Here is an 18,315-nt window from a genome sequence, read left to right as displayed (position 1 = left end):
AGCGTCCGGGGGAGCAAGGCCGCCAGCCGGGCCGGCATGGCGTGCCGACGGTGGCGAAGGATCAGGAGGGCATCGATTCCATCTGCTGCAGCAGCAGCGCCGCCTGGGTGCGGGTGCGCACGCCGAGCTTGCGGAAGATGGCGGTGACGTGGGCCTTGACGGTGGCCTCGGAGACGCTCAGCTCGTAGGCGATCTGCTTGTTGAGCAGGCCTTCGCAGACCATGGTCAGCACGCGGAACTGCTGCGGGGTGAGGCTGGCCAGCCCCTCGCTGGCGGCGCGCGCCTCTTCGGACAGGGCGGCGGCCTCCTCCAGCTGCGGCGGCCACCAGGCATCGCCGTCGAGCACAGCGCGCACCGCTTCCTGGATGGTTTCCAGCGGGCTGGACTTGGGGATGAAGCCGCTGGCGCCGAACTCGCGCGAGCGCTGCACCACCGCCGCCTCTTCCTGGGCCGAGACCATCACCACCGGAATCTGCGGGTACTGGCCGCGCAGCAGGACCAGGCCGGAAAAACCGTAGGCGCCGGGCATGTTGAGATCGAGCAGAACCAGGTCCCAGTCGCGCTTCTCGTTCAGGCGCACTTCCAGTTCGGCGATGCTGGCCACTTCCACCAGATGCGCGTCGGCCCCCAGGCCCATGCTCAAGGCCTGCTGCAGGGCGCTGCGGAACAACGGATGGTCATCGGCGATCAGGATTTCGTAGGCGGCCATGATAAGTCCTGTTGTTGTTCTGGCGGGCGTGGGGGAGCGAAAACGGCGCTCAGGATGCCGAGCGCCCCTCGACCGGTCAAGAAAAATACCCGGCCGCTCCACAGGGGCTTGCAGGCGGGCGACAGCTCCTGCACACGGGAGTTCCGCGATTTTACTGGCTGCGGCAGAATTTTGCCTTTTTTCGAGGAGTTAACATGTTACGCCAGAGCCTGCGCGCCGATCTGCTGATGCTGCTGACCGCCGCCATCTGGGGCAGCACCTTCGTCGCCCAGCGCCTGGGCATGGAGGAAATCGGCCCGTTCCTCTACACCGGCCTGCGCTTCGCCCTCGGTGCCCTGGTGCTGCTGCCGCTGCTGCTCCACCGCCCGGCCGGCCGGGCGCCGCTGCCGCCCCCGGACCGGCCGCTGCTGCTCGGCGGCGCGCTGCTCGGCCTGGTGCTGACCTGCGGGATCAACCTGCAGCAGGTCGGCCTGCTGTTCACCAGCGTGACCAACTCCGGCTTCATCACCGGTCTCTACGTGATCATGGTGCCGCTGCTCGGCCTACTGGTTGGCCAGCGCGCCGGAACCGGCACCTGGCTGGGCGCCGGCCTGGCGGTGCTGGGCATGGCGCTGCTGAGCCTCGGCGCGGACTTCCGCATCGCCTCCGGCGACTGGCTGCAACTGGCCGGCGCGGTGGTCTGGGGCGTGCATGTGCTGCTGGTCGGCGCGCTGGCCAGCCGCCACGATCCGCTGCGCATCGCCTTCCTGCAGTTCCTCACCTGCGCACTGCTGAGCCTGCTGCTCGCCGTGCTGCTGGAGGAAATCGACGTCGCGGCGATCCTCCGCGCCGGGCCGGCGATCCTCTATGGCGGAGTGATCGCGGTGGGCATCGGCTTCACCCTGCAGGTGGTGGCGCAGAAGCACGCCATCGCCTCCCACGCGGCGATCATCCTTTCCCTGGAAGCGGTGTTCGCCGCCCTCGCCGGCGCCCTGCTGCTCGACGAATCCCTGCCGGCGCGCGGCTACCTGGGCGCGGCGCTGATGCTCGCCGGCATGCTGGTCGCCCAGCTGTGGCCGCGCCGCGCACCGGCCGCCGCCTGAGCACGCCTCACGGCTTGCCCAGCAGGTACTCGGCCAGCGCCTGATAGGCCGGCAGCGAGGTCGGATCGTTCGCGGCGTTGGCGGCCTGCGGGTGGGAGGCGAAGCGGACGACGACCATCTCGGCGCGCGGGTCGATATAGATCGTCTGGCCATGCACGCCGCGCGCCGCGAAGGCGCCGTGGGGGTTGTGGAACACCCACCACATGCCGCGGTAGCTGCCGCCGAGGATCTGCCGGTAACCGGCCCTGGCGAAGGCCGCCCGGTCGCCGCCAGCGCGGATCCGCTCGACGGCCGCGGCGGGAAACAGCCGCTCGCCGTCGAGCATCCCGCCGTCGAGGATCAGCTGGCCGACCCGCGCCAGGTCGCGCAGCCCGGCGCTCAGGCCGCCGCCGGCGAAGGGCGTGCCGATGGAGTCCACCGTGTAGTAGGCGTCCTGCTCGGCGCCGATCCGGCTCCAGATCCGCGCCGACAGCAGGTCGGTCAGCGACTGGCCGGTGGTGCGCGCAACGATCCAGCCGAGCACGTCGGTGTTCACCGTCTTGTAGGCGAAAGCCTCGCCGTGACGACCCTCGGGACGCACGGTGGCCAGGTACTGGTAATAGGTGCGCGGCCCGCGGTAGTCGGCCGGTTTGGGCAGCGGGCTGGCGGCGGCGCTGTAGGCCCAGACCTCGGCGTTGGGGTCGCTGTAGTCCTCGCTGTAGGCGATGCCGGTGGTCATCTCCATGACCTGCTGCACGGTGGCGTTGCCGAAGGCGCTGGCGGCCAGTTCGGGTATCAGACTGGCGACCTGCGCCTGCTCGTCGAGCCGACCCTCGGCGACGAGGATCTCCGCCAGCAGCCCGGTCAGCGACTTGGTGACCGACATGGCGCCATGCACCCCCGCTTCGTCGAGGCAGCCGGCGTAGCGCTCGTAGACCACCCGGCCCTTGTGCAGGACCAGGATGCCGTCGGTGTAGTTGGCCGCCAGCGCATCCGCCCAGCTCATCGGCGCGCCGCCGCCCAACGGGGTGAAGCGCAGCGCGTCGATGCCGGCGTCGAGGGCATACGGCAACGGGCGTGGCGCGCCCAGGCCGCGGGACACCCGCTTGGTGGGCAGCAGCTCGCGGAAGTGGCAGACCGTCCAGCGCAGCTTGGGGAAACTGAAATAGTTGGCATCGGGCTGGCCGATCAGCTTGTCGTCCGGCGGCGGGAAGCCCTGCATCCAGCCGAGGGCCACGGGATCGGAAGCGGCGGCGTCGAGCGCCGGGCCGGCGGCGGCCGGCAGCGCAGCACCCAACAGCAGGGCGCCGGCCAGGGCGCAGCGGCGGGGAACGGTGAGCAGGGACATGAACGGGACTCCTGTCGAACCGGGGACGTCCCCGGCGGGAAGACGCCGGGCGGCGGCACTGGCCACCCGGCGCCGCGGCACGGCACGGCACGGCACGGCACGCGGCGCGGACGGCGCCTCAGCGCTCGATCAGCGACTTCACCGACGACTGCGGGATCTGCTGGACGCGGCCCTCCTCGTCCTCGAACTCGAACATGCCGGTGTCCTTGTCCAGCATCGGCTTGCCATGGCTGGTCAGCACGTTGCCGTCGTTGGTGACGATCAGGTAATCGCTGGCGCAACCGGCCAGGGTCAGGGCACAGAGGGCGGCAAGTAGCAGTTGCTTCATGGTGGCGCTCCTGGAGAGGTCGAATCCGACAGGGAAACCTGCACCCACAATAAAGACCCTCCGCCCCCATCCTGGCAAGGGGCGCGCTGCAGCCCGGCGCCGCCGCCCCGCCAGCCACGCCCCGCCGCCCGGCGTCAGCCGATGAACGGTCGCAGGCGCCGGTGCGCCTCGCTCTGCTCGTCCAGCGGCAGGTGGCGCTTGAAGCTCAGGTAGCGCTCGCTGAACACGTCCAGATAGGCGTCCAGTGCCTCGGCCGCGGCCTGGTCGCCGGCCTGCTCCAGGCACAGCGCGGCCACCTCGGCGGTACACAGGTGCTCGCCGCGGGTCGAACGGCGCAGGCGGTAGCGCGAGTGCTGCTCGGGACTCAGGCTGAGCACCGGGAAGCGGTCGAGATAGGGGCTCTTGCGGAACATCTTGCGCGCCTCGGTCCAGGTCGCATCCAGCAGGATGAACAACGGGCGCTTGCCGGCCGGCGGCGCGACCCGCTCCACCACCCGTTCGGGCACGGCGTACTCGGCCGGGAACACCACATAGGGCTGCCATTGCGGATCGTCGAGCAGCGCCAGCAGGCGCTCGTCCACCTCGATGCGCGACCAGCCGAAGGCGCTGTTGTCGGCCAGCACATCGGCGATCAGCCAGCCGGTGTTGCTCGGCTTGAGCGCCTCGATGTCGTGCATCAGCAGGCACACGCCGCTGCGCGCCGCCACCTGCGGGCGCCAGGCGCACATGCAGTGGCTCTGCGCCAGCCGGCAGGCGAGGCAGCGCGGCATGCGCGAGCCGCGGGCGACAAAGGGTTTGAGGCTGCGGGCGAGGCGCTCCTCGCGCAGGCGGGCGACACTGTTGCTCATCGGCGCGGCTCGCGGCGCGGGAACGGAACGAACGAGGGCAGGCGCATGGACGGCTCCGGAAGGCGGGATCGACAGGGCGCGGCAGTCTAGCAGAGCCGCAGCGGGCGACGAGGCGCGTATCATCGGCAACGGTCCCGACACGCCCTCTGCGGCGGCGAACCCTGCCGCCGGCGCCCGGTCGAACCCCGCAGACTTCCCAGGAGACACCCCATGCGCATCCTCGCCACCCTGCTCGCCACCCTGCTGGCCGGCTCCGCCCACGCCGCCTCGCTGCAGGACTACGAGCTGAACCGGCAACTGAACGAGGTCGCCCGGCAGAGCAGCGTCGGCACGCCGCGGGCGATCAACGCCGACCTGCTCGACAACGGCTACAGCGTCGACGGCCACCGGCTGATCAACCACATCGCGGTACGCCCGGCCCATGCCGCGCAGATGCGCGGCAACCCCGACGCGGTGCGCCAGCAACTGGCCGCCAGCGTCTGCGCCAACCCCGGCTACCGCCAGCTGCTGCAGCGCGGCGCCGAGCTGGTCTACGCCTTCAGCGAATACCAGAGCGAACGCCCGGTGACCCGCGAGCGCTTCGTCGCCGCCGACTGCGGGTTGTAATCGCGCAACAAGTACCTAAAACGGCAACAGGCCCGCCAGGGAAAACCCGGGCGGGCCTGTTGCTCTGCGCCGGCAATCAGCGCAGCACGGCCGGGTCACCCTTGCCGGCCAGCGCCGCGGCTTCCTCGGCGCTGAGCAGGGCGGTGCGCGGCACGTCCATCAGCCGCGCGCAGGCGGCCACCACGTTGGCCCAGCAGGCGCGGTTGGCGAACAGCATGCCCGCCTCGTCGAAGGTGCCGCCGCGGTTGCGGTAGCCCAGCGCGGCACACTGCGCGGCGTCCGGGAGGATCGGCCAGAGATGGCCGCGGGCCACTTCCGGGCGCATGTGGGTGAGCAGCACGCGGCGCTGCAGGGCGGCGGGGAACAGCCGCTCGACCAGCGCCTCGTCGGCCAGCTGCTGCTGTTCGAGCAGGTCGCGCGGCGCGCGGAAGCGCCCCGGCTCCTGCAGGTAGACCAGCCGGTAGGCGTAGCCGACCGCCTCCAGACGCGCCGCGGCGCGCTGCATCTCGGCCAGTTGGTAGCTACCGTTGGCGATCAGCAGCAGCGGTTCGCTGCCGGCGCGCTCGGCCACCACGATGGCGCCGTCGCGGGCCAGCTGGCGGGCCTGCTCGGCATCGAACACGCAGGGACGCTCGCGCTTGGGCACCACCAGACAGGCCAGCTGGCCGCGCGCGCGGTAGATCTGCGGCAGCAGCGCCAGGGTGCTGTTGTGGTCGGCGGGGAACAGCACGCGCACCGTGTCGCTCATCTCGCCGAGCAGCGCCTCGCAGAAGGTGGTGTCCTGGTGCGACTGCTGGTTCTTGCCGTTCTCCCAGGTGTGCGAGGTGGCCACCAACGGCCAGCCCAGCCAGCCGGCCGGGCGGCCTACCTCCTGCTGCTGGCGGGCGAAGATCAGCGTCTGGCGCACCGCGCCGAGCATCTTCACGCAGAACGCCTCGTAGCTGGCCACCAGGTTCAGCCCGCCCTGGTTGGCCAGACAGGCGGAAACCACCGCTTCCTCGTTGAGCGCGGTGATCACCGCGCCATGCACCGACTCCAGTTCGCTCTCCGGGTCGCAGACCCGGTGGCGCAGCACTTCCAGCACGCCGCTCAGGCGGTTGCTGGCCAGCTCGTCGGGGTTGCCGACCCGCGGGCGCAACTGCGGGTTGGCCGCCACCAGATCGACGAAGAAGCGGTCGATGGCGCTCATCGGCGAACAGGCCTGGTCGTGGAACTGCAGCTCGGGGAGCTGCGGCGCCGGCGGCTCGCGCCGCGCCAGGGCGTGGTCGCGCTCGCGGGGACGGCCGTCGCGCTGCGCGGCGAACGCGGCCAGGGCGCGCTCCAGCGCCTGCGGCTCCACCCACAGGGCGCCGGCGCTGGCGTTGAACAGCCGGCGCGCCTCGGCGTCGCGGTGCGGGTTGCCCGGCAGCGGCAGGTTGTGGGCGGCGTTGGCGCCGGCGCCGTGGAAGCCGAAGCCCTTGACGGTCTCGGCGATGGCGTAGGGCATCGGCAGCGGGTAGTCGAGGATGCCGCGGGCCTTCTCGTCGAGGCGATGCGCCAGCCGCTGCTCCATCTCGTGCAGGGCGCAGACGAAGGCGGCCGGATCGCGGCCGTCGAAGCGGATCGGGTCGAAGCCGCAGCGGCGCAGGTGCTCGACGAAGCCGCTGAGCCCCTCGCGGGTACCCAGTTCGGTGCGCTGCTCGATGCGCCGGCCGTTGGCGATCATCACCGGCAGGGCTACGCCGCAATCCTCGGCGCGCCACCAGCGCGGCATCCAGTCGCTGCCGCGCTGCTCCTCGGCGGCGCCGTCGGAGAGGAAGGCCACCAGGGTCTCGCCGGGCAGCGGCTGGTGGGCGTACTGCAGTTCGGCGAAGCCCAGGTAGCCGCCCTCGGCAATGCCGCCGGCGGTGTGCGGGTTGACGTGGCTGCCCAGCGGCACGCCCGGCAGGCCGTCGGCGGACTGGGCGTAGCTGTAGAAGTCGGCGACCAGCCGGCTCAGGCCGGTCTCGTCGCGGCCGTAGCGCGCGGCCTGCTCGGGGTGCAGGTTGTCGGTCAGCACGTTGAGCGCCTCGATGGCCGCCACACAATGGCCCTGGCCCATGGTCCAGGCGCGGGTCTGTCCGGTCAGCGCGTTGAGCGCCAGGTAGCCGGCGTAGGCCGGGACCATGTTCAGCGCCCCGCCGGTATGCCCCTCCGGGCGCGCCTTGAAGTCCTCGGCGGCCAACGGCCGGCCGTCCAGGTGCACGCGTTGGGCGTAGGTCATGTGCGCCACCAGCCAGAGGCCGGCGCAGGTCAGCCGGTCGAGGCCGTGCAGCAGGCGGTAGACGCTGTCCAGATCCGCCTGCCGACCGGCCTGCACCAGCTGGTGGGAGAGGCGGAATACCGCAGCCTGGGTCGGTGCATCGTGCTGCAGCGGGCCGTATCCGGCGCGCCACTCGGCAAAGGCGGGACAGGCGGCGGCATGGGCCTGCAGTTCTTCGGCACAGGGCAACAGCTGACTCATCGGGCAAGACTCCAAAGCGGGGTTAGGGGTAGTCTAGGACAGAGACGCCCCCGGACACTGACCTGCATCAGCGCCCGACCGGCCGCGCGGGAAGTCGTCCCCTTCGGAACAAGGAGTTGATCGTATGGCCCTTCTGACCTTCATCGGTGCCATCCAGCAGGTGACCGGGTCCTGCTACCTGATCGAAACCCGCGACGGCACCAAGGTGCTTCTGGAGTGCGGCATGCGCCAGGGTCGCCGCGAGGACGAGGCACACAACAGCGAAGCCTTCGCCTTCGACCCGCTGAGCCTGGATGCGGTGGTGCTGTCCCATGCCCACATCGACCACAGCGGCCTGCTGCCGCGCCTGGCCGCCAAGGGCTATCGCGGGCCGATCTTCGCCACTTCGGCGACCTGCGAGCTACTCGAACTGATGCTGATGGACGCCGCGCATATCCAGGAAAAGGACGCCGAATGGGAAAGCCGCTGGCGCGCGCGCCTCGGCAAGCCGGCGGTCAAGCCGCTGTACACCGCCGTCGACGCCGAACGGGCGCTCGGCCTGCGCCGCGCGGTGGAGTACGGCGAGCCGATGGAGGTGGCGCGCGGCGTCACCGTGACCTTCCACGACGCCGGACACATCCTCGGCTCGGCGATCGTCGAGATGGAAGTCCACGACCACAACCTGACCCGCCGCCTGGTGTTCTCCGGCGACCTGGGCAACACCTGCTCGCCGCTGATGCGCGATCCCACGCCACTGAGCGAGGCCGACGTGGTGCTGATGGAGTCGACCTACGGCGACCGCGACCACCGCTGCACCCCGGACACCCTCGACGAGCTGGCCGAGATCCTCGCCCAGGCCCAGCGCGACGGCGGCAACGTGCTGATTCCGGCCTTCTCGGTCGGCCGCACCCAGGACCTGCTGTTCTACCTCGGCCAGTTCTACCAGCAGGGCCGCCTGCCCCAGCAGGCGGTATTCCTCGACAGCCCGATGGCCATCAAGGCCAACGCCATCTACCAGCGCTTCCACGAGCATTTCGACCCCAAGGATCGCGAGCTGCTGCGCCAGAACGGCGTCAGCCGCATCGAGGACTGGCTGCCGATCCTGCGCTGCACGCCGGAACCGGAAGACTCGATGGCGATCAACCGCATCGAGAGCGGCGCGATCATCATCGCTGGCAGCGGCATGTGCAACGGCGGGCGCATCGTCCACCACCTCAAGCACAACCTGTGGCGCAAGGAGTGCCACATCGTGTTCCCCGGCTTCCAGGCCCGCGGCACCCTGGGCCGCGCCATCGTCGACGGCGCGCCGACCGTGCGGGTGCTGCGCCAGCGCGTCGCGGTCAAGGCCCAGGTCCACACCCTGGGCGGTTTCTCCGCGCACGCCGGACAGTCGCAGCTGCTCGACTGGGTAAAGCATTTCGATCATCGCCCGGAGCTATATTTGGTTCACGGGGAAGTGGAAAAAATGAAAGTGCTGCAACAGGCACTGCACGATCGCCTGCAGTGGACTGCCAACATCCCGGAGCCGGGTGAGCAGATCGCACTCTGAGCGACGCCATAACAAGGAGTCACACCATGCCTTATGAAACAGACGACTATCTGTCCAGGCACTACCAGACCACCGGCATCGACCTGGGCGACGAGCTCGACAAGCTGGTCGCCATCAGCGTGCCGCCGGGCAGCCCCAACCAGGCGCTGTACCGCGAGATGCTGATGACCGTGGTGCGCATGGCCCAGGCCGACCGCAACCGCTGGGACGCCAAGATCATGCTGCAGACCCTGCGCGAGATGGAAAACGCCTTCAGCATGCTCGAGCAGTTCAAGCGCCGCCGCAAGGTCACGGTGTTCGGCTCGGCGCGCACCCAGCCCGACCATCCGCTGTACCTGCTGGCCCGCGACCTGGGCCAGTTGCTGGCCCACCACGAGCTGATGACGGTGACCGGCGCCGGCGCCGGCATCATGGCCGCCGCCCACGAGGGCGCCGGCCTCGAACACAGCCTGGGGCTGAACATCACCCTGCCCTTCGAGCAGCGCGCCAACGACGTGGTCCACGGCACCGGCAACCTGCTGTCGTTCCACTTCTTCTTCCTGCGCAAGCTGTTCTTCGTCAAGGAAGCCGACGCCCTGGTGCTGTTCCCCGGCGGCTTCGGCACCCTCGACGAGGCGCTGGAGGTGCTGACCCTGATCCAGACCGGCAAGAGCCCGATCGTTCCGGTGGTGCTGGTCGACGTCGCCGAAGGCCGCTACTGGAAGGACGCCCTGCACTTCATGCGCGAACAGCTGGAGGAGAACGGCTACATCCTGCCCAGCGACATGCGCCTGCTCCGGCTGGTCAACAGCGCCGAGGAGGCGGTGGTGGAGATCACCCATTTCTACCGCAACTACCACTCCAGCCGCTGGCTGAAGGAAATCTTCGCCATCCGCATGAACCACGCCCTCAACGCCCATGCGCTGCACGCCCTGCACGAGGGCTTCGGCGACCTGTGCCTGAGCGGCGGCTTCGTGCAGAAGCCCTACTGCGAGCTGGAAAGCGACGAGCCGGAGTTCTGCCACCTGACCCGGCTGACCTTCCACTTCAACGGTCGCGACCAGGGCCGCCTGCGCGAGCTGATCGACTTCATCAACCTGCCGCAGAACTGGCAGCGCGAAGCCAACGGCCACTGAGCCGCGGCCTCCATGCAAAACGCCCCGGCTGTCACCAGCCGGGGCGTTTTGCTTTGGGCTTCGCCGCCCGAGCCTTCAGTCGTCGGGAAGACCGCGCAGCAGGCGGCTCACCGCATCGCCGGCGAAGCCGCGATAGAGCAGGAAGCGCATCTGCCGCGCCCGCTCGCGCTGATCGCCCGGCAGGCTGGCGAAGCGCCGCTGCCACAGCTCGCGCAGGCTGGCGGCCCAGTCCACCTCGCTGGCCGCCAGCGCCCGCTCCACCTCGGCGCGCGGCAGGCCGCGCTGGTTGAGCTCCTCGCGGATCCGCAGCGGCCCGTAGCCGGCGCGGGCGCGGCTGTGGACGAAGGCTTCGAGAAAGCGCGCATCGCTGAGCAGGCCTTCCTCGCAGAGGCGATCCAGCGCCGCTTCGATCAGCTCGGCGCTGGCACCGCGCCGGCGCAGCTTGCGGGCCAGCTCGACCCGTCCGTGTTCGCGGCGGGCCAGCAGATCCATCGCCACCCGGCGTACCGCGGCCGGGTTGTCGAGCACGACGGCCATCGGCGCTTAGAGATCCGCTTCCAGGTCCGCCTCTTCCTCGCTGGCCGCCGCGGCCAGCTTGGAGTTGCCCGGCTGGCTGAGCAGCTGGGCGCGGATCGCTCCGTCGATGGTATCGCGGATCTCCGGGTTCTCCTCCAGGAAGCGCGCGGCGTTGGCCTTGCCCTGGCCGATCTTGTTGCCCTGGTAGCTGTACCAGGCGCCGGACTTCTCGATCAGCCCGAGCTGCACGCCGAGGTCGATGATCTCGCCGTTGCGGTAGATGCCCTTGCCGTAGAGGATCTGGAACTCGGCCTGGCGGAACGGCGGGGCCATCTTGTTCTTCACTACCTTGACCCGGGTTTCGCTGCCGATGATCTCGTCGCCGTCCTTGACCGCGCCGATGCGGCGGATGTCCAGGCGCACCGAGGAATAGAACTTCAGCGCATTGCCGCCGGTGGTGGTTTCCGGGTTGCCGAACATCACCCCGATCTTCATGCGGATCTGGTTGATGAAGATCACCAGGCAGTTGGCGTTCTTGATGTTGCCGGTGATCTTGCGCAACGCCTGGGACATCAGGCGCGCCTGCAGGCCGACGTGCATGTCGCCCATCTCGCCCTCGATCTCGGCCTTGGGCACCAGTGCCGCCACCGAGTCGACGATGATCACGTCCACCGCGTTGGAACGCACCAGCATGTCGGTGATTTCCAGGGCCTGCTCGCCGGTGTCCGGCTGCGAGACCAGCAGGTCGTCGACGTTGACCCCCAGCTTGGCGGCGTAGTCCGGATCCAGCGCGTGCTCGGCGTCGACGAAGGCGCAGGTGGCGCCCAGTTTCTGCGCCTCGGCGATCACCGACAGGGTCAGGGTGGTCTTGCCCGAGGACTCCGGACCATAGATCTCGACGATACGGCCCTTGGGCAGGCCGCCGATGCCAAGGGCGATGTCCAGGCCCAGCGAGCCGGTGGAAATGGCCGGAACCGCCTGGCGCTCGTGGTCGCCCATGCGCATCACCGCACCCTTGCCGAACTGACGCTCGATCTGCCCCAGAGCCGCAGCCAGGGCGCGTTTCTTGTTCTCGTCCATTGAAATCCTCTCGTACCGGGCGGGCATGCCGCCGATTAAGCTGTATAAGTAGCCAGTATTATTCCACAGGGTCGACAGAGCGCCTACCCCTGCCGGGGATTTTCCCCGACCGCCAGTCGCAGCAGTCCGCGCAGGGCCCGCTCGACGCTCTGCACGCGCACCGCCTGGCGGTCGCCGGCGAAGCAGCAGCGCTCACTGTAACAGGCCTCGCCGTCCAGCCAGGCCAGCCAGACGGTGCCGACCGGCTTGTCGGGGCTGCCGCCGCCGGGACCGGCGATGCCGCTGACCGCCACCGCAAGGCGCGCGCCGCTGCGCTGCGCGGCGCCGCGGGCCATGGCCTCGACCACCTCGCGGCTGACCGCGCCGACCTCGGCGAACAGCGCTTCGGGCACCCCCAGCTGCAGGCTCTTCTGGCGGTTGGAGTAGGTCACGTAGCCGGCCTCGAACCAGACCGAGCTGCCGGCGATGCGGGTGATCGCCTCGGCGATGCCGCCGCCGGTGCAGGACTCGGCACTCGTCACCTGCCAGCCCCGCGCACGCAGCGCCTCGCCCAGTTGCCCGGCCAGCCGGGTCGTCGAATCCATTGCTCGTCTCCTGGGTTAAGCCCGTCCGGGCGATACCGTACACTAGCCACTTTTGCGACCTGAAGCCGGACATTCATGAGCCAGCACGATTTCTCGGCCCACACGCCGATGATGCAGCAGTACCTGAAAATCAAGCAGCAGCATCCCGACCAGTTGCTGTTCTACCGCATGGGCGACTTCTACGAGCTGTTCTACGCCGACGCGCAGAAGGCCGCCAAGCTGCTGGACATCACCCTGACCGCCCGCGGCCAGTCGGCCGGCCAGCCGATCCCGATGGCCGGGATTCCCTTCCACTCCGCCGAAGGCTACCTCGCCAAGCTGGTCAGGCTGGGCGAGTCGGTGGCGATCTGCGAACAGATCGGCGATCCGGCCACCAGCAAGGGGCCGGTCGAGCGCCAGGTGGTGCGCATCCTCACCCCCGGCACGGTCAGCGACGAGGCGCTGCTCGACGAGCGCCGCGACAACCTGCTGGCCGCCCTGCTCGGCGACGAGCGGCTGTTCGGCCTCGCCGTGCTGGACATCACCAGCGGCCGCTTCAGCGTGCAGGAGATCAAGGGCTGGGAGTCGCTGCTGGCCGAGCTGGAACGCCTCAATCCGGCCGAACTGCTGATCCCCGACGACTGGCCGCAGGACCTGCCCGCCGAGCGCCGCCCCGGCGCCCGGCGCCGCGCGCCCTGGGACTTTGACCGCGCCACCGGTTTCAAGGCGCTGTGCCAGCAGTTCGCCACCCAGGACCTCAACGGCTTCGGCTGCCAGAACCTGACCCTGGCCATCGGCGCCGCCGGCTGCCTGCTGCTGTATGCGCGCGAAACCCAGCGCGGCGCCCTGCCGCACATCCGCAGCCTGCGCCACGAAAGCCTCGACGACGCGGTGATCCTCGACGCCGCCAGCCGGCGCAACCTGGAGCTGGACACCAACCTGGCCGGCGGGCGCGACAACACCCTGCAGAGCGTGGTCGACCGCTGCATGACCGCCATGGGCAGCCGCCTGCTGTGCCGCTGGCTGAACCGTCCGCTGCGCGAGCGCGGGATCATCGAGGGCCGCCAGCAGGCCATCGGCTGCCTGCTCGACGACTACCGCTTCGAGCCCCTGCAGCCGCGCCTCAAGGAGATCGGCGACGTCGAGCGGATCCTCGCCCGCATCGGCCTGCGCAGCGCCCGGCCGCGCGACCTGGCGCGCCTGCGCGACGCGCTGGCCGCACTGCCCGAGCTGCAGCACCACCTGGCCACCCTGGAGGCGCCGCGCCTGCAGGAGCTGGCCGGCAGCATCCGCACCTACCCGGAGCTGGCCGACCTGCTGGCACGGGCGATCATCGACACCCCGCCGGCGGTGATCCGCGACGGCGGGGTGATCAAGCGCGGCTACGACGCCGAGCTGGACGAGCTGCAGCTGCTCAGCGAGAACGCCGGCCAGTACCTGATGGACCTGGAAACCCGCGAGAAGACCCGCACCGGCCTGCCCAACCTCAAGGTCGGCTACAACCGCATCCACGGCTACTACATCGAACTGCCGCGGGTGCAGGCCGCACAGGCGCCGGCCGACTACATCCGCCGCCAGACCCTCAAGGGCGCCGAGCGCTTCATCACCCCCGAGCTCAAGGCCTTCGAGGACAAGGCGCTGTCGGCCAAGAGCCGCGCCCTGGCGCGCGAGAAGCTGCTCTACGAGCAACTGATCGAGCAACTGATCGAGCACCTGGCGCCGCTGCAGGACACCGCCGCCGCGCTGGCCGAGCTGGACGTGCTGGGCAACCTGGCCGAGCGGGCGCTGAACCTGGACTTCAACTGCCCGCGCTTCGTCGACCAGCCCTGCCTGCGCATCGAGCAGGGCCGCCACCCGGTGGTCGAGCAGGTGCTCAGCACGCCCTTCGTCGCCAACGACGTGAGCCTCGACGACAGCACCCGCATGCTGATCATCACAGGGCCGAACATGGGCGGTAAATCCACCTACATGCGCCAGACCGCGCTGATCGTGCTGCTCGCCCATATCGGCAGCTACGTGCCGGCACGGGCCTGCGAGCTGTCGGCGGTGGACCGCATCTTCACCCGCATCGGCTCCAGCGACGACCTGGCCGGCGGGCGCTCGACCTTCATGGTGGAGATGAGCGAGACCGCCAGCATCCTGCACAACGCCAGCGAGCGCAGCCTGGTGCTGATGGACGAGGTGGGCCGCGGCACCAGCACCTTCGACGGCCTGTCGCTGGCCTGGGCGGCGGCCGAGCACCTGGCGCGGCTGCGCGCCTTCACCCTGTTCGCCACCCACTACTTCGAGCTGACCGTGCTGCCCGACAGCGAGCCGGTGGTCGCCAACGTCCACCTCAACGCCGCCGAGCACCACGAGCGCATCGTGTTCCTCCACCACGTGCTGCCGGGGCCGGCCAGCCAGAGCTACGGCCTGGCCGTCGCCCAGCTCGCGGGCGTGCCGGATGCGGTGATCCAGCGCGCCCGCGAGCACCTGCGCCGGCTGGAGGAAACCAGCCTGCCCCACGATGGCAGCGCCGCACCCGCGCGACCGGGCCAGGCGCCGGCACCGCTGCAGGCCGACCTGTTCGCCAGCCAGCCGCACCCGCTGCTCGAGCAGATCGAGCGCATCGACCCCGACGCACTGACCCCGCGCCAGGCGTTGGATCTGATATATGCATGGAAAATGCAGATATAACCAAGCAAATGCCAAGCTGCTAGAATCCCGCGCGCCATGCCATGGCTGGCGCCTGCCGTCTGAGGAGATAAAAGAACATGACCTTCGTCGTTACCGACAACTGCATCAAGTGCAAGTACACCGACTGCGTGGAAGTCTGCCCGGTGGACTGCTTCTACGAAGGCCCGAACTTTCTGGTCATTCATCCCGATGAATGCATCGACTGCGCCCTGTGCGAGCCCGAGTGCCCGGCCCAGGCGATCTTCTCGGAGGACGAGGTACCCGAGGATCAGCAGGAGTTCATCGAGCTGAACCGCGATCTGGCCGAAGTCTGGCCGAACATCACCGAGAAGAAGGACGCCCTCGCCGATGCCGAGGAGTGGGACGGCGTGAAGGACAAGCTGCAGTACCTGGAGCGCTGATCCGCGTCCCGCGCAGCGCCCGGCCACGTCGGTGCGCTGCCTGACCGCCGGCCAGCCGCGCCGGACGGTCAGACCCGCGCCACCGCAGCCGCTGCAAGCCAGTGCAGCGCCTGCGGACAGCGCTGCCGCGCTAGGCAAGCGCCGCCTTGCCGCCTATCCTCCCGGCCTCCCCTTTCGTGACCCTCGCAAGCGAGCCCGCCATGCCCAAACATTCGCTGCGCCCGCAGGGCGACTTCCCCAAAGCCGGCCTGACCCGTCGCCTGGCGGCCATGTTCTACGACTTCCTGCTGTGCATGGCGCTGCTGATGGTGGTCACCCTGCTCTACCAGCAGGGCGTGCTGCGCCTGATCTACGGCAGCGAGCAGCTGCAGGCGCTGGCCGACAGCGGCGCGCTGGATCGCGACCCGCTGCTGGCCAGCCTGCTGCTGGTCTGCCTGTTCGCCTTCTTCGCCAAGTTCTGGACCTACAACGGCCAGACCCTCGGCATGCAGGTGTGGGGCGTGCGCATCCAGAACCGCGACGGCACCGCCATCGACCTGTGGCAGGCGCTGCTGCGCTTCTTCATCGCCATCGGTTCCTGGCTGTTCGGCGGCCTGGGCTTCCTGTGGATGCTCTGGGACAAGGACAGGCTGACCTGGCACGACCGCTACTCGGAAAGCGTGGTGGTGCAGTTGCCCAAGCGCAAGAAGAACTGACAGACGCCAGATGCGACGAGGCCGGCAGATTGCCGGCCTCGTCGTTTGCGGGTGTGACAGGCGCCGTCAGCCGGCGCGGCGCAGCAGCCAGACCCCGGCCAGGGCGCAGATGCCCGCCGGCACCAGCACGGCGAGCAGCGGCGAGAAGCCGAACACCAGGCTCGACGGGCCGAGCAGGTCCTGGGCGATGCGGAACACGAAACCGACCAGCACGCCGGTGAAGATCCGCTGCCCCAGGGTCACCGAACGCAGCGGGCCGAAGATGAAGGAGATCGCCATCAGCACCAGCGCCGCGGTGACCAGTGGCTGCAGTGCCTTGGTCCAGAACGCCAGCCAGTAGCGACCGTTGTTCAGGCCTTGCTCGGCCAGGTAGTGGGCGTAACTCCACAGCCCGGTCAGCGACAGCGCGTCGGGCTCCTGCACCACGGTGCCGAGCAGTTGCGGGCTGAGCTGCACCTCCCAGCGCTCGCTGGCGGCCTTCAGCACCTCGCTGCGCTCGGCGTGGAAACGGGTGGTGGCGACGTCTTCCAGACGCCAGTGGTCGTCCTGGTAGCGCGCGCGCCGGGCGAAGCTGGCGCTGAGCAGGCGGCGCTCGGCGTCGAAGCGGTAGCGGGTCACCCCGTAGAGCACGCCGCCCGGCTGCACCGAGTTGACGTGGATGAACTCCTCGCCCTGGCGATGCCACAGGCCACGCTTGGAACTCTGCGCCTCGCCGCCGCCCTGGGCCAGGGAGCGGCCGCTCTGCGCCAGGTTCTCCGACCAGGGCGCGACATACTCGCCGATCAGCACGCCGGCCAGCACCAGCACCAGCATCGGCTTCATCACCGCCCAGACGATGCGTCCCAGCGACACCCCGGCGGCGCGCATCACGGTCAGTTCGCTGCTGCTGGCCAGGCTGCCGAGGCCGACCAGGCAGCCGATCAGCGCCGCCATCGGCAGCAGTTCGTAGACCCGCCGCGGCGCGCTGAGCAGCACGTAGGTGGCCGCCTCGGCGACGCCGTAGGCGGCGGACAGGTCGCCCAGCTCGTCGACGAAGGCGAACAGCAGGGCCAGCCCGACGATGATCCCCAGCACCGCGAGGATGCCGAAGAACACGCTGGTGCCGATGTAACGATCAAGCCGGGCCATGGAGCGCCTCCTTGCCGACACGCCGCGCCGCCCACTTCAGGCGCAGCGGTTCCCAGTAGAGCAGCACCAGGCCGATGGCCAGAAACAGCCCGTGAACCCACCACAGGCCGAGCGCCGGCGGCAGCCGGCCCTTCTCCAGCTGGCCGCGCATGGCGATCAGCAGGGCCAGGTAGGCCATGTACAGGAGGATCGCCGGCAGCAGCTTGAGGAAACGGCCCTGACGCGGATTGACCCGGGCCAGCGGCACCGCCAGCACGGTGACCACGAACACCAGCAGCGGAATCGACAGCCGCCACTGCAACTCGGCCCGGTGGCGCAGGTCGTCGCTGTCGAGCAGCGCCGCCGTGGGCAGCGCCTCGCGCTCGCCGACCTCGGCGCCGACTTCGGGCTTGGGCAGCAGCACACCGTAGCGGTCGTACTGGATCGCGCGGTAGTCGGCCTCGCCGGGGTTGCCGTCGTAGCGGTAGCCGTTTTCGAGGATCAGGTAACGGCTGCCGTCGGCCTGGATTTCCTGGCGGCCCTTCTCGGCCACCAGCAGGGCGATGGCTCGCGGCTCCTTGCCGTCGCTGGCCAGCTGCTGCTCGGAGATGAACACCCCGCCCAGCTCGCTGCGGTCCTCCGACAGGCGTTCGGTGTAGGTCACCCGGGTGCCGCCGCGCATCGACTGGAAGCGCCCGGGCACCAGGGTATCGAACTCGGTCAACGCCTCCTGGCTGTTGAGGATCTGCTCGACGCGCGCAACACCCTGAGGCGCGAGGAGCAGGCTCAGCCAAGCCACCAGCAGCGCCACCAGCAGCGCCGGCGCCAGGGTGTAGGCCAGCAGGCGCTGCGGGCTCATCCCGGCGGCGCTCAGCACGCTCATCTCGGACTCGAGGTACAGCCGCCCGTAGGCCAGCAGGATGCCGAGGAACAGCCCCAGCGGCAGGATCAGCTGCAGGAAGCCGGGCATGCGGAAGCCCATGATCATCAGCAGCACGCCCGGATCGAGCAGCCCCTGGGCGGCCTGGGCCAGATACTTGATGAAGCGACCGCTCATGATGATCACCAGCAGCACGGCGCTCACCGCACTGAGGGTCACCAGCACTTCGCGGGACAGGTAACGGAAGACAATCAAGACCGGATGACTCCAGGGTTGTCGGCATGGTGCGCAACGCTCAAACTAGCCGGCACTTTGCGTCGGCCTGCGGCATTGCGCCCGGGATAAACAGGCCGGCATTATCCTGCAATACCG

General features: G+C 69.6%; 17 protein-coding genes. 7 read left to right on the top strand and 10 right to left on the bottom strand.

Translation table 11 applies throughout. The annotated features are described in order from the left end of the window. Window positions 1-61: 61 nt before the first annotated feature. Window positions 62-709 carry a response regulator transcription factor ErdR gene (gene erdR / locus BLU22_RS09350; protein ID WP_090213868.1) on the bottom strand — a complete coding sequence of 216 codons (648 nt, stop codon included), beginning with the start codon at window positions 707-709 and terminating at the stop codon, window positions 62-64. A gap of 194 nt (window positions 710-903) precedes the next feature. Here erdR and BLU22_RS09345 point away from each other — a divergent pair, with 194 nt between their 5' ends. Beyond that, window positions 904-1,791 (top strand): DMT family transporter, encoded by an 888-nt coding sequence (locus BLU22_RS09345; RefSeq protein WP_090213867.1) that lies wholly within the window; start codon window positions 904-906, stop codon window positions 1,789-1,791. Between the two features lie 7 nt (window positions 1,792-1,798). Here BLU22_RS09345 and BLU22_RS09340 read toward each other — a convergent pair whose 3' ends face one another. The 3 genes from BLU22_RS09340 to BLU22_RS09330 all read right to left on the bottom strand — a co-directional run bounded on the left by BLU22_RS09340 (window position 1,799) and on the right by BLU22_RS09330 (window position 4,294). After that, the gene (locus BLU22_RS09340) at window positions 1,799-3,118 is read right to left on the bottom strand and encodes a serine hydrolase domain-containing protein (RefSeq protein ID WP_090213865.1); all 1,320 of its coding nucleotides are present in this window, start codon (window positions 3,116-3,118) and stop codon (window positions 1,799-1,801) included. Window positions 3,119-3,236: 118 nt separating this feature from the next. Next, window positions 3,237-3,446, bottom strand: a complete 210-nt coding sequence (locus tag BLU22_RS09335; RefSeq protein ID WP_090213863.1) for a YgdI/YgdR family lipoprotein — start codon at window positions 3,444-3,446, stop codon at window positions 3,237-3,239. 134 nt (window positions 3,447-3,580) lie between these two features. Beyond that, window positions 3,581-4,294 (bottom strand): tRNA-uridine aminocarboxypropyltransferase, encoded by a 714-nt coding sequence (locus BLU22_RS09330; protein WP_090213861.1) that lies wholly within the window; start codon window positions 4,292-4,294, stop codon window positions 3,581-3,583. A gap of 210 nt (window positions 4,295-4,504) precedes the next feature. On the opposite strand from BLU22_RS09330, the gene BLU22_RS09325 reads away from it, so the two are divergent. Next, window positions 4,505-4,900 carry a PA3611 family quorum-sensing-regulated virulence factor gene (locus BLU22_RS09325; protein ID WP_090213859.1) on the top strand — a complete coding sequence of 132 codons (396 nt, stop codon included), beginning with the start codon at window positions 4,505-4,507 and terminating at the stop codon, window positions 4,898-4,900. Window positions 4,901-4,976: 76 nt separating this feature from the next. Here BLU22_RS09325 and BLU22_RS09320 read toward each other — a convergent pair whose 3' ends face one another. Next, window positions 4,977-7,382: a phosphoketolase family protein gene (locus BLU22_RS09320; protein WP_090213858.1), complete on the bottom strand. Its 2,406-nt coding sequence runs from the start codon at window positions 7,380-7,382 to the stop codon at window positions 4,977-4,979. Between the two features lie 124 nt (window positions 7,383-7,506). Between BLU22_RS09320 and BLU22_RS09315 the strand changes: the two genes are divergently transcribed. Together BLU22_RS09315 and BLU22_RS09310 are read left to right on the top strand one after the other, a co-directional pair. Further along, entirely contained in the window at window positions 7,507-8,910 is a 1,404-nt protein-coding gene (locus BLU22_RS09315; RefSeq protein WP_090213856.1) for an MBL fold metallo-hydrolase RNA specificity domain-containing protein, read from the top strand. 26 nt (window positions 8,911-8,936) lie between these two features. Continuing rightward, window positions 8,937-10,025, top strand: a complete 1,089-nt coding sequence (locus tag BLU22_RS09310; protein WP_090213855.1) for an LOG family protein — start codon at window positions 8,937-8,939, stop codon at window positions 10,023-10,025. Window positions 10,026-10,100: 75 nt separating this feature from the next. On the opposite strand, the gene recX is transcribed toward BLU22_RS09310, so the two are convergent. The 3 genes from recX to BLU22_RS09295 all read right to left on the bottom strand — a co-directional run bounded on the left by recX (window position 10,101) and on the right by BLU22_RS09295 (window position 12,205). Further along, window positions 10,101-10,562 (bottom strand): recombination regulator RecX, encoded by a 462-nt coding sequence (recX, locus tag BLU22_RS09305; protein WP_090213853.1) that lies wholly within the window; start codon window positions 10,560-10,562, stop codon window positions 10,101-10,103. A 6-nt stretch (window positions 10,563-10,568) separates the two neighbouring features. After that, a complete protein-coding gene (gene recA, locus BLU22_RS09300) occupies window positions 10,569-11,621 on the bottom strand; it encodes a recombinase RecA (RefSeq protein ID WP_090213851.1) in 1,053 nt (350 codons plus the stop codon). Window positions 11,622-11,704: 83 nt separating this feature from the next. After that, complete coding sequence (locus BLU22_RS09295; RefSeq protein WP_090213850.1) at window positions 11,705-12,205, bottom strand: CinA family protein; 501 nt, start codon at window positions 12,203-12,205, stop codon at window positions 11,705-11,707. Window positions 12,206-12,280: 75 nt separating this feature from the next. Between BLU22_RS09295 and mutS the strand changes: the two genes are divergently transcribed. From mutS to BLU22_RS09280, 3 genes are all read left to right on the top strand, one after another. Next, the gene (gene mutS / locus BLU22_RS09290) at window positions 12,281-14,860 is read left to right on the top strand and encodes a DNA mismatch repair protein MutS (RefSeq protein WP_173867174.1); all 2,580 of its coding nucleotides are present in this window, start codon (window positions 12,281-12,283) and stop codon (window positions 14,858-14,860) included. Between the two features lie 77 nt (window positions 14,861-14,937). Further along, window positions 14,938-15,261, top strand: a complete 324-nt coding sequence (gene fdxA / locus BLU22_RS09285) for a ferredoxin FdxA (RefSeq protein WP_090213848.1) — start codon at window positions 14,938-14,940, stop codon at window positions 15,259-15,261. Window positions 15,262-15,461: 200 nt separating this feature from the next. After that, window positions 15,462-15,956 carry an RDD family protein gene (locus BLU22_RS09280; protein ID WP_090213845.1) on the top strand — a complete coding sequence of 165 codons (495 nt, stop codon included), beginning with the start codon at window positions 15,462-15,464 and terminating at the stop codon, window positions 15,954-15,956. A gap of 66 nt (window positions 15,957-16,022) precedes the next feature. Here the strand turns inward: BLU22_RS09280 and lptG are convergent, their stop codons facing one another. Both lptG and lptF read right to left on the bottom strand, forming a co-directional pair. Continuing rightward, window positions 16,023-17,084 (bottom strand): LPS export ABC transporter permease LptG, encoded by a 1,062-nt coding sequence (gene lptG, locus BLU22_RS09275; protein ID WP_090213843.1) that lies wholly within the window; start codon window positions 17,082-17,084, stop codon window positions 16,023-16,025. Then, on the bottom strand, window positions 17,071-18,198 hold the full coding sequence (gene lptF / locus BLU22_RS09270; RefSeq protein ID WP_090213842.1) for an LPS export ABC transporter permease LptF: 1,128 nt from the start codon (window positions 18,196-18,198) through the stop codon (window positions 17,071-17,073). The genes lptG and lptF overlap by 14 nt, the downstream gene beginning before the upstream one ends. Window positions 18,199-18,315: the final 117 nt, after the last annotated feature.

Source organism: Pseudomonas guangdongensis (assembly GCF_900105885.1).
In the GTDB taxonomy this organism is placed as follows: domain Bacteria; phylum Pseudomonadota; class Gammaproteobacteria; order Pseudomonadales; family Pseudomonadaceae; genus Geopseudomonas; species Geopseudomonas guangdongensis.
Note: the sequence above shows the minus strand (reverse complement) of the source record. Positions and strands in the feature narration are given on the sequence as shown.

Excerpts from the sequence above, each read along its gene's own strand:
- erdR (WP_090213868.1), bottom strand. The coding sequence starts at position 709 with ATGGCCGCCTACGAAATCCTGATCGCCGATGACCATCCGTTGTTCCGC.
- BLU22_RS09345 (WP_090213867.1), top strand. The coding sequence starts at position 904 with ATGTTACGCCAGAGCCTGCGCGCCGATCTGCTGATGCTGCTGACCGCC.
- BLU22_RS09340 (WP_090213865.1), bottom strand. The coding sequence starts at position 3,118 with ATGTCCCTGCTCACCGTTCCCCGCCGCTGCGCCCTGGCCGGCGCCCTG.
- BLU22_RS09335 (WP_090213863.1), bottom strand. The coding sequence starts at position 3,446 with ATGAAGCAACTGCTACTTGCCGCCCTCTGTGCCCTGACCCTGGCCGGT.
- BLU22_RS09330 (WP_090213861.1), bottom strand. The coding sequence starts at position 4,294 with ATGAGCAACAGTGTCGCCCGCCTGCGCGAGGAGCGCCTCGCCCGCAGC.
- BLU22_RS09325 (WP_090213859.1), top strand. The coding sequence starts at position 4,505 with ATGCGCATCCTCGCCACCCTGCTCGCCACCCTGCTGGCCGGCTCCGCC.
- BLU22_RS09320 (WP_090213858.1), bottom strand. The coding sequence starts at position 7,382 with ATGAGTCAGCTGTTGCCCTGTGCCGAAGAACTGCAGGCCCATGCCGCC.
- BLU22_RS09315 (WP_090213856.1), top strand. The coding sequence starts at position 7,507 with ATGGCCCTTCTGACCTTCATCGGTGCCATCCAGCAGGTGACCGGGTCC.
- BLU22_RS09310 (WP_090213855.1), top strand. The coding sequence starts at position 8,937 with ATGCCTTATGAAACAGACGACTATCTGTCCAGGCACTACCAGACCACC.
- recX (WP_090213853.1), bottom strand. The coding sequence starts at position 10,562 with ATGGCCGTCGTGCTCGACAACCCGGCCGCGGTACGCCGGGTGGCGATG.
- recA (WP_090213851.1), bottom strand. The coding sequence starts at position 11,621 with ATGGACGAGAACAAGAAACGCGCCCTGGCTGCGGCTCTGGGGCAGATC.
- BLU22_RS09295 (WP_090213850.1), bottom strand. The coding sequence starts at position 12,205 with ATGGATTCGACGACCCGGCTGGCCGGGCAACTGGGCGAGGCGCTGCGT.
- mutS (WP_173867174.1), top strand. The coding sequence starts at position 12,281 with ATGAGCCAGCACGATTTCTCGGCCCACACGCCGATGATGCAGCAGTAC.
- fdxA (WP_090213848.1), top strand. The coding sequence starts at position 14,938 with ATGACCTTCGTCGTTACCGACAACTGCATCAAGTGCAAGTACACCGAC.
- BLU22_RS09280 (WP_090213845.1), top strand. The coding sequence starts at position 15,462 with ATGCCCAAACATTCGCTGCGCCCGCAGGGCGACTTCCCCAAAGCCGGC.
- lptG (WP_090213843.1), bottom strand. The coding sequence starts at position 17,084 with ATGGCCCGGCTTGATCGTTACATCGGCACCAGCGTGTTCTTCGGCATC.